The following is a 13,682-nucleotide window of genomic DNA, read 5'->3' on the forward strand; positions in this document are numbered from 1 at the left end:
TCTTTTTTAATGCTATAGGCAGTAAGCTATAGGCTTTAGGCTTTTTTAAAATGCTTATAGCTTATTGCCTAAAGCTTAAAAAAAGCTTATTTAATAATTTCTACTGTATTTCCGTCTTGTAGGTTGATTTGACCTGTAGTGATAACCTTTTCTCCGTCAGATAATCCGCTTAAGATTTCTACTTGATCTCCTAAGATTCTTCCTGCAGTTACTTTTTTCAATTTTGCAACTCCATTTTCGGCTACAAAAATTTCATTACTGCTAACACTTCCAACAAATGCATTTCTTGGTACAACCATTAAGTTTTGTTTTTGTTGTTTAGATGCAAAATTTGCAGTTCCGTACATACCTGCTTTCAAGTCGTTGTTAGAATTATTTGTAATTTCAATTTCAACTGGGAAGTTCAAACTAGCATCTGCTTTTGCAGCGATAAAAGTGATTTTTCCTGGGAAAGTTTTATCTGGATAAACACTCGCCGTAACATTGATATTATCATGTAATTTCAAGCTTGCTACTTGGTTTTCGTTTACCGTAACAGTCAATTTTAATTTTGAAGTATTAACGATATCAAATAATGCAGTTGCAGGCATTCCTGTTAAGATAGAACCTGGCTCAATGTATTTTTTATTGATAAATCCGTTGATTGGCGCTTTTACTTTTGTGTCACCAACATTGATGTTTGCTTGAGTCAAGTTTGACTGCGCATTTGTCAAAGCTAATTTTGCTTGATCTAATTGCTGTTTTGTAACTCCGCCAGTTTTAAAAGCGTTTTCATATCTCGCATAATCAGATTTTGCATTATTATAAACTGCTTGAGCTTGTTGTGCATTTACATTAATGATGTCGCCTCTTACTGTCAACAAAGTCTGACCAACACGTACGTAGTCACCTTCTTTAGCTAAAACACTAATTACTTTTCCAGATTTTTCAGCAGAGAAAGTCAATTCCTGAGTTGGAGCAAAGTTTCCGTTAGCAACAAAATCCAATGAAACTACTTCTGTTTTTACCGGAGTCACTTTAACTGAAACGGCAGCATTTTTCTCAGCTACGATATCTGTTTTTTCCTTATTCTTTTTCTTATTGTTATTTAAAACATATCCAATCACACCCAAAGCTGCGATTATGATTACGATTGTTATAATAGTTTTCTTCATTGTAATTAGTTATTTAATAAGAGTTTTTAGTTCGCCTTTTGATTTGATTAATGCCACTTCGGCAATTTTATAATTTAAAACAGCTCTAGTGTAATTGTTTTGAGCTTCTTGATGTGCATTTTCAGCATCTAATAAATCGGTTAAAGATGCTAAACCTTGCAGATAATTATTTTTTGTATTGCTCAAAATTTCACGAGCTAAACGCATATTTTCTTGTTGGTTTTGGATCGTCACCATATTGTTCTCGATTTGCGCCATTGCATTTCTGTAATCCAAATCAAGAGAAAGTTTAGTGTCTTTGATGTCTTCTTGAAGCGATCTGATTTCGATATCGGCTTGTCTTACTTTAGCACGAGTTCCAAATCCTGTAAAAATCGGAACGTGTAAATTTAATCCGATTGCAGAGTAATCTGACCAATAAACCCCATCAGAAGGTTTTGCAAACCAAGGCATTTGCGGCCCCTGACCAATATAATTGTAACCAGCAACTAAAGAAAGTGTTGGATAATAACCGGCCTCGACAGCTTTTTTATTGAATACTAAAAGCTCTTCTTGTTTTTTCAAAAGCAGATATTCTGTTCTGTTTTCTACATTTGGAACTTCTGTTAATGATGCAGGAACAGCCTCAAATTCTTCTTTTGGGATAATGATTTGAGTTTCAATTGGCATACCCATATAAAACTTCAAAGCATTTTCTTGCAATTCAATTTGATTTTTAACTTGCTGACGATCAGTATCAATGTTTGACAATTTTACAATAATACGGTCTAAATCAATTTTCTTAGCTAAACCATTATCAAATTGTCCTTTTACAACATCGTGAACTTTTGTAGTATTAAAATAAGTACTGTCAAGCAATTTTAATCTTTCGCGCTGTACGTAAACAGAATAATAGTTATTTGCTACTCTTTCAATAACTTGTTCTTCTGTTAATTGATCATTGATTTGATAAAATTCACGAGTAGATTTTGCAGCTCTCAAACCTGTAAATACAGATTGATCAAATATCGCCTGGCTTAATGTAATTCCAGCGTTTGAAGTCCATTTTTGACCAAATGCCGCCTGAATCGTAGTTCCTGGCTGACCAAAACCTGCTCCATCAATAACTGTTGTCTGGATTATTGGATTATGAGTCAAGTTTCCGTTTGCAGAAATCTGAGGAAGTGCTCTCGAGCGAATCTCCTGAATTTTGTATTCGCTGTTTTCAACCTCTAATTTTGCCTTTTTGGCTTCGGCTTTATTTTGAAGCGCATAAACAAGCGCGTCTTTCAAGGTTAAGGTTACTTGCGCATGGGCTGAAAGGCCTAGACTGCACAAAAGTATTACAATTATTTTTTTCATAAATTATATATATTGGCGATTAAGCGGTGATTTTTTTAAGTTGTTTCTCTAATTCTTCAATTCCTTTTTCTGTTGCCATTGCTCGAGTATGATATTCCAAAGCTTCTAATTCAATTTTTTGTGCTTCTCTTTCAGAAACTGTGGTTTCATTAATATGGAAAATCAAAGTGTAATAAAATTTTACATACAGATCAATGTTCAGATCATTTCGATATAAACCTTCTCGAATTCCTTTTAAAATATTATCTTTAAAATAATGATTGCATTGGTCGATTTCATGCGTCATTACATTTTGATAAATTTCTGGGTAATGTTTTTTAAGCTGATATAGAGGAGAAGTATCGGTAGCATTTTTAAACATATCACGAAACATTTCTCTGATTTCAAAATTTTCATGAATAGCATTGTATTTTCTTGCCACAATGGTATCAATAACTTCATGTACTTGTTTATGAACCATTGATGTACTCTCTTCAATTAAAACTTCCTTATTACAGAAGTATTTGTAAATCGTTTTTTTCGAAATACACATTTCGCCTGCAATATCATCCATCGTAACACTTTTAAAACCAAGTTTTAAAAACAGTTCACTAGCTTTTGATATGATTTTCTCTTTCATTTTGACTCTCAATTGTACTACAAATATAATCAGGAAACTAAAGTCAGAAAAACAGTTTCCATTATATTTGTAATAATTTTACATTAATTTATTCATTATGTAAGATTTATATGCTAAATTCTAGATTTGCAATAAGTTTTATATCTTTTCCAAGCGCTTCGCCGTTTTGATGATTAAACGAGTTATAATCCAATCCAAAGTCTTGGCGTTTGATATCTCCTTTAATTTCAAAGGCTACTTTTTTCTCTCCATTATACGTATTTACACCAATAAATTCTGCATCAAGCTCAACAACTCGAGTCACGTCTTTTATTGTTAAATCGCCTTTAAAAAAATTGATGTTATTGTTTATTTTTTGAAAAGAAGTCGATTTGAAACTGATGATCGGATGTTCATCTTCTTCAAAAAAATCATGCAGCTGCAAATGTGAATCCACTTGCTGAAAGCTTTCAGTTTTATTATTAATGTCTAATGAAAACTCTACCGATGCATCTTCAATTTCATTATCCTCGATACTCACATAACCGCCAAATTTATTTGTAAGACCTCCTAAATAAGAAATTTTAGAGTGTCTCATTTTTATTAAAACATCTGATTGTGTCGAATCTAAAGTCCAAGTTGTTTTCATAAATATCTGATTTATATTATTTTGTAGAACACTTAAAATTATTAAGGAAACTTTTTCAGTGTTCTGAGTTTCCAATTTCGGATGCAAATATAGATAGGAAACTCTGAATACCAAAAAAGTTTCCGTGTTTTTTTTATTTATTTTAACTTTTCGTTTTATTTTCTTTGAAAAGCAAACTTTCAATCTTTCGCAGCATTTTGTTTTTACGGCATAATAATTCATAATTGAATTGTATCTTTGAGCCTCGTAAATCAGAATTTCATTTTATGCACGATATAAGTCAGTACCAAGATTTTTTTATTAGTTACCTAAAAAACCAAAGCATACAAAAAGAACCCAAAAATCTTTATGAGCCTATTGAATATATTTTAGGGCTTGGCGGAAAAAGAATGCGTCCGGTACTGACATTAATGGCTTCAGAAGTTTTTGACACCAGTTACAAAATCGCTTTGCCAGCCGCAATGGCCGTTGAAGTTTTTCATAATTTCTCGCTAGTTCACGATGATATTATGGACGATGCTCCGCTACGACGAGGAGAAGAAACAGTTCACGAAAAATGGAATATCAACACCGGAATTTTGTCTGGTGACGCCATGCTGATTCTGGCTTATCAATATTTCGAGCAATACGAACCAGCCGTTTTTAGGGACTTGGCAAAACTATTCAGCAAAACAGCTCTTGAAGTTTGCGAAGGCCAGCAGTGGGATGTTGATTTTGAAGAAAGAAACGATGTTACGATTCCGGAATACCTAAAAATGATCGAATACAAAACTGCTGTTCTGGTTGCGGCCGCTATGAAAATGGGAGCAATTGTTGCCAAAACTTCAGAAAAAGAAGCCGATTTGATTTATGATTTCGGACTTAATTTAGGTTTGGCATTTCAATTACAAGACGATTATTTGGATGCATTTGGAGATCCGAAAACATTCGGAAAACAAGTTGGAGGCGATATTATTGAAAACAAAAAAACGTATTTATATTTAAAAGCATTGGAATTTTCATCTGAAGAAAAGGCTTCAGAATTAGAAAAATTATTCCGCTTGCAGTTAGAAGACAATTCAGAAAAAATTAAAACTGCCAAAGCTATTTTCAACGAATCTGGAGCTTCAAAAGCAACGCAAGATGCAATCGAAATGTACACTTTTAAAGCCTTCGAAACTTTAGAAAAAATGGACATCAATTCTGAAAAGAAAAATATCCTAAGAACATTCGGTGAAAATTTAATGGGGAGAAAAGTATAGTATTCAGTTTATCAGTGATTAAGTGTTCAAAAAAAATCTAAAATCTAAAAACAAATGTTTGCAGCACCAATAAATACAGAATCTTTGTTAGCACAGGCGCAAGCAGAAACTTTATATTTAAATCTGATTGAACAAATAAACAAAGATTTCAATTTGGCCAATGAAGGAATTGATTTTCCATTGAGCATTTCTCCCGATGAATTAAAAATCCAGCTACACGAAAAAATCTACCGAATGATTCAGTATAAATTTGCTGAATATTTGAACCTGCTTTATATTATCGATGTTCCCGAAAACGAGATCAAACAACTCGATGGCTCAGATTTAGTTATTCTTGCAGAACAAGTTGCTTTTTTAATTTTAAAAAGAGAATGGCAGAAAGTTTGGTTTCGAAAAAATTTTAGATAAAATTTTAGGGGCAAAGTCGCAAAGTTGCAAAGCAACAGAGGTTTCTCTCTTTGCGATCAACTTTAAAACCTTTGAACCTTTGCCACTATGAGCCTTTGAACCTCTAAAAATAAACCCTCACAAAAGGCATAAATCCAGACCCATAAAGGCTTTTATTCGGATTATATAAAACATCATAACGCCCGCCAATTGTCACGTTTCCTGTTCGGTAACCAGCTCCAAGATATAGGGCAGTATTCCAGTAAGAATCAGAATAGCTCGGCTGATTATAATATTGTTCATATTGAGTATCTACTCTAACCTGCTCTAGTTCGGCAGATAATTGAACTTGCGGAATAGGGTTTACAAGTACAATCGCGCTTCCACCCCAAACAAAAGATTCGTAATAATTTTTTTGATATAAATAACCAAATTGCAATCCAGCACCTACAGAAACTATTGGATTAATGTTATAAATAGCACTCGGCATGACCGAAATATTGGTGTAACCAGATCCGAAACCTAATCCTAATCCGCCTCCAAACTGTACTTTATCCCAAAAATGATTGCTGTTGTCAATGACATAATTTTGTTGTGCCTTTCCGGAGTTTGAAAATAATACCGCCAAAATCACAAAAAAAGATTTGAAAACGATTGAAATTTGATTTTTCTTCATAGTTAACGTTTATTTTAACAAATTTTTACGTAAAAGTACGTAAAAAAAAGATCTAAATAAATGTGATTGTTGTACTTTTGCGATTCTATTTAACAAAAAGTATATTCACTAATATTATGGATAGGTTTTCATTTTTAAATGCAGCGCATACAGAGTTTTTTGCACAATTATACGATCAATATTTAGTAAACCCAGACAGCGTTGAGCCTAGCTGGAGAAGTTTTTTTCAAGGTTTTGACTTTGGACAAACCGTTTATAATGACGAAAATCCAGTGCAGACGGTAGTTGAGTATGTGACTAGCCCAAACACAGATTACAGTCAGGTTTCAGAAAAACTAAAAAAAGAATTTAATGTTCTTAAATTAATTGACGGATACCGCACGCGCGGGCATTTGTTTACAAAAACAAACCCAGTTCGTGACCGCAGACAGTCTTCTCCAACTTTAGATATTGAAAATTTCGGATTATCAGCTGCAGATCTTTCTACTGTTTTTGATGCTGCTCAGACAATTGGAATGGTGCCTTCATCTTTAGAAGATATTGTAAATCGACTTAAGGCTATTTACTGCCAGCATATTGGTATTGAATATATGTACATCAGGAATCCTGGTGTTGTAAAATGGATTCAGGATAAATTATCTGTAAATGTTAATCAGCCTAATTTCTCTACAGAAGAAAAGAAAACGATCTTAAATAAATTAAACGAAGCGGTTTCTTTTGAGAACTTCCTTCATACTAAATATGTTGGACAAAAACGTTTCTCATTAGAAGGTGGAGAATCTATCATCCCAGCTTTAGATGCTTTAATCGAGCAAGCTGCTGAAAAAGGTGTTGAACAATTCGTAATGGGAATGGCACACCGTGGTCGTTTGAACGTTTTGGCAAACATCTTCGGAAAATCTACTCAAGATATTTTTGGTGAGTTTGACGGAAAAGATTACGATCAGGAATATTTTGACGGTGACGTAAAATACCACTTAGGTCTTACTGCAGACAAGAAAACAAGATCTGGAAAAAGCATCAACATCAATTTAGCACCAAACCCTTCTCACTTAGAGACCGTTGGAGCTGTAATTGAAGGAATCACAAGAGCAAAACAAGATAAATATTACGCTGACGATTTCTCTAAAGTATTACCTATCGCCGTTCACGGAGATGCTGCAATTGCAGGTCAAGGTATTTTATACGAAATCATTCAGATGGCACAACTTGATGGTTACAAAACTGGAGGAACAATCCACATTGTGATCAACAACCAAGTTGGATTTACAACTAACTATTTAGACGCTCGTTCATCTACTTATTGTACAGACGTTGCTAAAGTAACTTTATCTCCAGTATTACACGTAAATGCTGATGATGCTGAGGCTGTTGTACACGCTGTATCTTTTGCATTAGACTACAGAATGCAGTTTGGACGTGACGTATTTATCGATTTATTAGGATACAGAAAATATGGTCACAACGAAGGTGATGAACCTCGTTTCACGCAACCAGTTTTATATAAAATCATTGCTAAACATAAAAACCCAAGAGACATTTACGCAGAAAAATTACTTTCTGACGGCGTAATTGATGCTTCTTATGTTAATGCTTTAGAAAAAGAATACAAATCAGCTTTAGAACAAAATCTTGAAGCTTCGCGTAAAAAAGATTTGACGATCATTACTCCATTCATGAAAAACGAATGGGAAGGATTTGTTCAGGTAACTGACAAACAAATGCTTGAGAAAGTTGACACTACTTTTGACAAAAAAGGATTGGATTCTATCATCAACACAATCTCAACTTTACCTTCAGACAAGAAATTCATCAATAAAATAACAAAAATTGTTACGGATAGAAAACTTGGATACGATAACAATACACTGGATTGGGGAACTGCAGAAGCACTTGCTTACGGTTCACTTTTAACAGAAGGATTTGATGTTCGTATTTCTGGTCAGGATGTTGAAAGAGGAACTTTCTCTCACCGTCATGCGGTTGTGAAAGTAGAAGATTCTGAAGAAGAAGTAATTTTATTAAACGGAATCGAAAACAAAAAAGGAAAATTCGGTGTATTCAATTCACTTTTATCTGAATACGGAGTTCTTGGTTTTGATTACGGATATGCATTAGCAAACCCAAAAGCGTTAACAATCTGGGAAGCACAATTTGGAGATTTCTCTAACGGTGCTCAAATCATGATTGACCAATATATTTCATGTGGAGAAGATAAATGGAACAACCAAAACGGTATCGTTTTATTATTGCCTCACGGATATGAAGGACAAGGTGCTGAACACTCTTCTGCAAGAATGGAACGTTACTTACAACTTTGTGCAAGACAAAATATGTATGTTGCTGACTGTACAACTCCAGCTAACTTTTTCCACTTGTTGAGAAGACAAATGAAAACAAATTTCCGTAAGCCATTGGTAGTTTTCTCTCCAAAAAGTTTATTGCGTGATCCAAGATGTGTATCAACAGTTGAGGAATTAGCAACAGGAAGTTTCCAAGAAACAATTGACGATAATACAGTAGATAAAAAGAAAGTAAAAACTTTAGTATTCTGTACAGGTAAATTCTACTACGATATTGTTGCAGAAAGAGAAAACAACGGAAGAAATGACGTTGCAGTTGTTCGTATCGAGCAATTATTCCCTTTCCCAGCAGAACAGCTTAAAGAAATCATTGCTAAATATCCAAACGCTGATGATTATGTTTGGGCTCAGGAAGAACCTAAAAACATGGGAGCTTACAGCTTTATGTTAATGAACTTCGATCTTGTAAAATGGAGATTGGCTTCATTAAAAGCTTATGCTGCTCCAGCATCTGGAAGTTATACACGTGCAAAACGTCGTCATGCAGATGCAATTAGAATGGTATTCGATAAAAATTTATTCAGATAAAAAAAATGTTTCAAGTTTCAAGTTTTAAGTTTCAAGTTTAACAACCTGAAACCTGAAACTTGAAACCATAAAAACCTTAAACAAAGAAATAAGATGATTTTAGAAATGAAAGTCCCATCACCAGGGGAATCAATAAAAGAAGTTGAAATTGCAACTTGGTTAGTAAAAGACGGAGATTATGTAGAAAAAGATCAAGCTATTGCTGAAGTTGATTCAGATAAAGCTACTCTTGAATTACCTGCTGAAATGAGCGGTGTAATTACACTAAAAGCTGAAGAAGGTGATACAGTAGCAGTAGGCGCTGTAGTTTGTTTAATTGATACAGATGCTGCAAAACCTGCAGGAAGCGCTCCAGCAGCACCAGCAGCTGAGGCACCGAAAGCGGAAGCACCAAAAGCAGAAGTAAAAGCTGAGGCTCCAAAAGCAGCTCCGGCACCAGCAGCGGCACCAAGTTATGCAGCTGGAACTCCATCTCCTGCAGCAAGAAAAATATTAGATGAAAAAAATATTGCTCCAGCAACAGTTTCAGGAACTGGAAAAGGAGGAAGAATTACTAAAGATGATGCTGTAAACGCTGTGCCTTCTATGGGAACTCCAACTGGAGGAAGCCGTGGAACTGAGCGCACAAAATTATCTATGTTGCGTCGTAAAGTAGCAGAAAGATTAGTTTCGGCTAAAAACGAAACAGCTATGCTTACTACTTTCAACGAAGTAAACATGACGCCAATCAACCAAATTCGTAATGAATACAAAGATGCTTTCAAAGCTAAACATGGTGGTTTAGGTTTAGGTTTCATGTCATTCTTTACAAAAGCAGTTACAAGAGCTTTACAATTATATCCAGATGTTAACTCAATGATGGATGGTGACTACAAAATCGCTTACGATTTTGCTGATATCTCAATCGCAGTTTCTGGACCAAAAGGATTAATGGTTCCTGTTGTTCGTAATGCTGAATTATTAACTTTCCGTGGAATTGAGGCTGAAATCAAAAGATTAGCTTTAAGAGCTCGTGATGGTCAAATTACAGTTGACGATATGACTGGAGGAACTTTCACAATCACTAACGGTGGTGTATTCGGAAGTATGTTATCTACTCCAATCATCAACCCTCCTCAATCAGGAATTTTAGGAATGCACAACATCATCGAACGTCCAATCGCTGTAAACGGTAAAGTGGAAATTCACCCAATGATGTACGTTGCTCTTTCTTACGATCACAGAATCATCGACGGACGTGAGTCTGTTGGTTTCTTGGTTGCTGTTAAAGAAGCTTTAGAAAATCCAGTAGAATTATTGATGAATGGCGACGCTAAACGTGCTTTAGAGTTGTAATTTCAAGTAATTTTTAACCATATAAAAGGCCTGTTCTCTCAAAGGAACAGGTTTTTTTTTGCTTAAAATTAACTTAAGATTGACTTAAGATGTTAATTTTTTGAATTAATCAAAATTTTAACCACTAAAAAATAATTTATTTAGAATAAATAAAAATAGTTTGTATAGCTGGCGATCAAGACATAAATTTGCGTTATTCAAATCAATTCTAAATAAAAATGAAATATAAATTTACCATTTCGCTCTTGGCTTTGTTTTTTGTTTTGTTTTCAAGCACATCAGCTTGGGCACAACAAAAAGCAACAATTAAAGGTCAAATCAACTTAGCTAATAATCAAGCTGCAGACAACGTTTCAATTGTACTAAAAGGAACAAAAATTGGAACCAACACCGACAGCAACGGTAATTACGAAATCAAAAACATAAAACCAGGGAACTATACTCTTAGAGTTTCTTCGGTTGGTCATACTTCAAAAGAAAAAAACATCACACTTAATAGTGGCGATGAAATTATCGAAAACTTCACGATTACTTCAAATTCTGAGCAATTAGACGAAATCGTAATAAGTGGAAACGGTAAAAAAAATCCTTTAGCGCGTAAAGAAACACAACAAGTATCAAGATTGCCACTTAAAAATCTTGAAAATCCGCAAGTTTATACTACAATCACAAGTGAACTTTTAAAAGAGCAAGTTGTTACAAATTTTGACGACGCTCTTAAAAACGCTCCAGGACTAACACCGCTTTGGGCTTCAACTGGACGTGGTGGCGATGGTGCAGGTTATTTCTCTTTAAGAGGATTTGCTGTTCAGCCCACTATGATTAATGGATTGCCAGGATTAACAAACGGAAGCTTAGATCCTGCAAACATCGACAAAATCGAAGTAATCAAAGGACCATCTGGAACTTTATTCGGAAGCAGCCTAATTTCGTACGGTGGTTTAATTAATATCACTACTAAAAAACCTTACGACCACTTTGGTGGCGAGGTAAACTATACTGCCGGAAGCTACGGCTTAAACCGAGTTACTGTTGATGTTAACACTCCATTGGACGAAGAGCACAAAGTAAACTTTCGCTTAAATACGGCTTACCACACTGAAAACAGTTTTCAGGATGCTGGATTCAGAAAATCATTTTTCTTTGCTCCATCTTTATCTTACCAAGTAAGCGATAAACTTTCGTTTTTCATCAATACAGAATTCATGAGCAACGAAGCAACAAATCCTACTATGTTGTTTTTAGACAGAGGCGCACCGCTTAGAGTTCACAATATTGACGAATTAGGTTATGACAACAAACGTTCGTACACTAGCAACGAATTGTCAATCAAAACTCCATCATACAACCTTCAAGGACAAATGATGTATAAATTCAATGATCAATGGACTTCACAAACTGTTGTTTCTAGAGGTTCATCAAAATCAGATGGATATTACTCTTACTTATACGAAGGAACACAATCCTATCCTGGAATTACCGAAGGAATTGTTTTAGGTCGTTATATGAATTACCAAAACTCGACTACGCTTACAACTGATATTCAACAAAACTTTATTGGTGATTTTGTTATCGGAAACATGAGAAACAGAATCGTTGCTGGTCTAGATTATTTCAACAGAGGCGGTATTGATAATGGTTCAAGTTATGTTTCAAATGGAGGAATTTACATTGGAAACCTTGACACAAAAACAGTAAACGAAGAAGTTTTCGGAATTACTGATCCTGCAAAATACATCACAAACGGAGATAGCGGAAAATTAACAAAAGCTGGATCTGATGCACTTTTAGCTGATGCAACTATGACAAACGCTAAAACAAAACAAGAAGTTTATAGCGCGTATTTCTCTGATGTAATCAACTTTACTCCTGCTTTATCTGCAATGGCAAGTTTACGTGTTGACCGTTTTATGACTGCTGGTGATCTTTCTACAAAAGATGATGATTTTAACCAAACTGCATTTTCTCCAAAATTCGGATTGGTTTACCAGCCAATTATCGACAAAGTATCGATTTTTGCCAATTACATGGATGGTTTTGCAAACTCTGCTCCTGTTACAGAAATCTTATCTGATGGAAGCAGACGTCCAAGAACTTTTAAACCAGAGCATGCTAATCAGTTTGAAGTTGGAACTAAATTAAACATATTTAAAGACAAACTTTACGCTACATTCAGCTACTATGATATTCAAGTAAAAGATCAGGTTTATATCGTTTATACAGCTACAACTCAAACAGCGTTTCAAGATGGAGCACAAAGAAACAAAGGTTTTGAAGCAGAATTTATTGCAAATCCAATTGACGGTTTAAACATTGTTGCAGGATACAGCTATGTTGATGCAATTTTAAATGCAGGTGATCCTTCTTTCGTAGGACATAGACCTGAGAGTTCGGGACCAAGAAACTTAGTAAACTTCTGGGCTAGTTATAAATTCCCAGAAGGAGACTTGAACGGTTTTGGTTTAGGTTTTGGAGGAAACTATGCTGACAAGAACTTAATTATGAACAGAAATGTAGTTGGTCAATTTACAATTCCATCTTACACTGTTTTAAATTCTTCGATTTTCTACGGAACAGAAAAATTCACATTGACGCTGAAACTTGACAATATTGCAAACGTTGACACTTATGATGGTTGGTCTACAATCCACCCAAGAAACATGAGAAGCGCAGCAGCAAGTTTCTCTTATAGATTCTAATAAACAAAAAACACCTTTCTGCTAAACCAGAAAGGTGTTTTTAAATTCTATAAATTATGATAACAATAGCCAGCCTTATCGTTTTTTTAGCTTTTTACACCTTGTATTACACTTCAAAAAGAGCCGTTTTATCTTATGATCTTGGGTTTGAAAAATGGATGAAGAAAAATCCAAAACAAACCAAAATCACAGGATTAATCCTGCTTGCATCTGCATATGCAATGTGGCTTTTTACAAAATCTTTGGGTTGTGGCACTTTGATGTTTTTCATTCAGCTGATGACCGTTGGAAGTTTGATAATTATTCTGACTCCATTAAAAAAAGTAAACAGTAAAGCACTTTTAGCACTGCTTGTTTTTATCGCAATTTTGGAATTCTACTACAACTAAACCAGTCTACATTACGCTATGCCAGCAAATCCAAAATATTTGACACCTGCCTTTTGGCCTCGTTTTTCCAAAATTACAGCTGCTATTTTAGGAGGCTATTTTGTAACAATAAGTTTTCATTTGGCTTTAGCCGCTTGGTTCAATCGTGCTGATGTCTTGATTACAATGGCTTTCAGCGGATTTATTCTTTGGACAGCATTAATGATAATAGCTTTTTTAGCAAAAAGCGGCTGGAAAATCTGGGGTATCTACATTTTATTGAGTCTACTTTTTTGTCTTTTTATCTACTTAGGTCAAACCTATAATCAAACGGCGCATTAAT

The 13,682-nt window shown here is 34.7% G+C and carries 12 protein-coding genes; 7 read left to right on the top strand and 5 right to left on the bottom strand.

Features of this window, described 5'->3' with window-relative positions; translation table 11 throughout:
- Positions 1-86 precede the first annotated feature (86 nt).
- The 4 genes from FND99_RS02785 to FND99_RS02800 form a co-directional block, all read right to left on the bottom strand.
- Positions 87-1,154, bottom strand: coding sequence for an efflux RND transporter periplasmic adaptor subunit (locus tag FND99_RS02785; protein WP_144336477.1), 1,068 nt, complete (start codon positions 1,152-1,154; stop codon positions 87-89).
- A 9-nt stretch (positions 1,155-1,163) separates the two neighbouring features.
- Positions 1,164-2,495: a TolC family protein gene (locus FND99_RS02790; protein ID WP_144336478.1), complete on the bottom strand. Its 1,332-nt coding sequence runs from the start codon at positions 2,493-2,495 to the stop codon at positions 1,164-1,166.
- A gap of 19 nt (positions 2,496-2,514) precedes the next feature.
- Entirely contained in the window at positions 2,515-3,114 is a 600-nt protein-coding gene (locus tag FND99_RS02795; protein ID WP_144336479.1) for a TetR/AcrR family transcriptional regulator, read from the bottom strand.
- A gap of 106 nt (positions 3,115-3,220) precedes the next feature.
- Positions 3,221-3,742 (bottom strand): YceI family protein, encoded by a 522-nt coding sequence (locus FND99_RS02800; protein ID WP_144336480.1) that lies wholly within the window; start codon positions 3,740-3,742, stop codon positions 3,221-3,223.
- A 266-nt stretch (positions 3,743-4,008) separates the two neighbouring features.
- On the opposite strand from FND99_RS02800, the gene FND99_RS02805 reads away from it, so the two are divergent.
- The gene (locus FND99_RS02805) at positions 4,009-4,983 is read left to right on the top strand and encodes a polyprenyl synthetase family protein (protein WP_144336481.1); all 975 of its coding nucleotides are present in this window, start codon (positions 4,009-4,011) and stop codon (positions 4,981-4,983) included.
- Between the two features lie 54 nt (positions 4,984-5,037).
- Positions 5,038-5,391 (top strand): hypothetical protein, encoded by a 354-nt coding sequence (locus FND99_RS02810; RefSeq protein ID WP_144336482.1) that lies wholly within the window; start codon positions 5,038-5,040, stop codon positions 5,389-5,391.
- A gap of 103 nt (positions 5,392-5,494) precedes the next feature.
- On the opposite strand, the gene FND99_RS02815 is transcribed toward FND99_RS02810, so the two are convergent.
- Positions 5,495-6,046 carry a hypothetical protein gene (locus tag FND99_RS02815; protein WP_144336483.1) on the bottom strand — a complete coding sequence of 184 codons (552 nt, stop codon included), beginning with the start codon at positions 6,044-6,046 and terminating at the stop codon, positions 5,495-5,497.
- Between the two features lie 116 nt (positions 6,047-6,162).
- On the opposite strand from FND99_RS02815, the gene FND99_RS02820 reads away from it, so the two are divergent.
- The 5 genes from FND99_RS02820 (at position 6,163) to FND99_RS02840 (ending at position 13,681) form a co-directional block, all read left to right on the top strand.
- Complete coding sequence (locus FND99_RS02820) at positions 6,163-8,937, top strand: 2-oxoglutarate dehydrogenase E1 component (RefSeq protein WP_144336484.1); 2,775 nt, start codon at positions 6,163-6,165, stop codon at positions 8,935-8,937.
- 93 nt (positions 8,938-9,030) lie between these two features.
- On the top strand, positions 9,031-10,272 hold the full coding sequence (odhB, locus tag FND99_RS02825) for a 2-oxoglutarate dehydrogenase complex dihydrolipoyllysine-residue succinyltransferase (protein WP_144336485.1): 1,242 nt from the start codon (positions 9,031-9,033) through the stop codon (positions 10,270-10,272).
- Positions 10,273-10,490: 218 nt separating this feature from the next.
- The gene (locus FND99_RS02830) at positions 10,491-12,971 is read left to right on the top strand and encodes a TonB-dependent receptor (RefSeq protein ID WP_144336486.1); all 2,481 of its coding nucleotides are present in this window, start codon (positions 10,491-10,493) and stop codon (positions 12,969-12,971) included.
- 56 nt (positions 12,972-13,027) lie between these two features.
- Positions 13,028-13,360, top strand: a complete 333-nt coding sequence (locus FND99_RS02835) for a hypothetical protein (RefSeq protein WP_144336487.1) — start codon at positions 13,028-13,030, stop codon at positions 13,358-13,360.
- Positions 13,361-13,378: 18 nt separating this feature from the next.
- Positions 13,379-13,681, top strand: a complete 303-nt coding sequence (locus FND99_RS02840; RefSeq protein WP_144336488.1) for a hypothetical protein — start codon at positions 13,379-13,381, stop codon at positions 13,679-13,681.
- The last annotated feature ends 1 nt before the right edge of the window (position 13,682 follow it).

This window comes from Flavobacterium daemonense (assembly GCF_007341385.1).
In the GTDB taxonomy this organism is placed as follows: Bacteria; Bacteroidota; Bacteroidia; order Flavobacteriales; family Flavobacteriaceae; genus Flavobacterium; species Flavobacterium daemonense.

Bases quoted from the DNA above. Each gene is read 5' to 3' on its own strand.
- FND99_RS02785 (WP_144336477.1), bottom strand. From the start codon at position 1,154: ATGAAGAAAACTATTATAACAATCGTAATCATAATCGCAGCTTTGGGT.
- FND99_RS02790 (WP_144336478.1), bottom strand. From the start codon at position 2,495: ATGAAAAAAATAATTGTAATACTTTTGTGCAGTCTAGGCCTTTCAGCC.
- FND99_RS02795 (WP_144336479.1), bottom strand. From the start codon at position 3,114: ATGAAAGAGAAAATCATATCAAAAGCTAGTGAACTGTTTTTAAAACTT.
- FND99_RS02800 (WP_144336480.1), bottom strand. From the start codon at position 3,742: ATGAAAACAACTTGGACTTTAGATTCGACACAATCAGATGTTTTAATA.
- FND99_RS02805 (WP_144336481.1), top strand. From the start codon at position 4,009: ATGCACGATATAAGTCAGTACCAAGATTTTTTTATTAGTTACCTAAAA.
- FND99_RS02810 (WP_144336482.1), top strand. From the start codon at position 5,038: ATGTTTGCAGCACCAATAAATACAGAATCTTTGTTAGCACAGGCGCAA.
- FND99_RS02815 (WP_144336483.1), bottom strand. From the start codon at position 6,046: ATGAAGAAAAATCAAATTTCAATCGTTTTCAAATCTTTTTTTGTGATT.
- FND99_RS02820 (WP_144336484.1), top strand. From the start codon at position 6,163: ATGGATAGGTTTTCATTTTTAAATGCAGCGCATACAGAGTTTTTTGCA.
- odhB (WP_144336485.1), top strand. From the start codon at position 9,031: ATGATTTTAGAAATGAAAGTCCCATCACCAGGGGAATCAATAAAAGAA.
- FND99_RS02830 (WP_144336486.1), top strand. From the start codon at position 10,491: ATGAAATATAAATTTACCATTTCGCTCTTGGCTTTGTTTTTTGTTTTG.
- FND99_RS02835 (WP_144336487.1), top strand. From the start codon at position 13,028: ATGATAACAATAGCCAGCCTTATCGTTTTTTTAGCTTTTTACACCTTG.
- FND99_RS02840 (WP_144336488.1), top strand. From the start codon at position 13,379: ATGCCAGCAAATCCAAAATATTTGACACCTGCCTTTTGGCCTCGTTTT.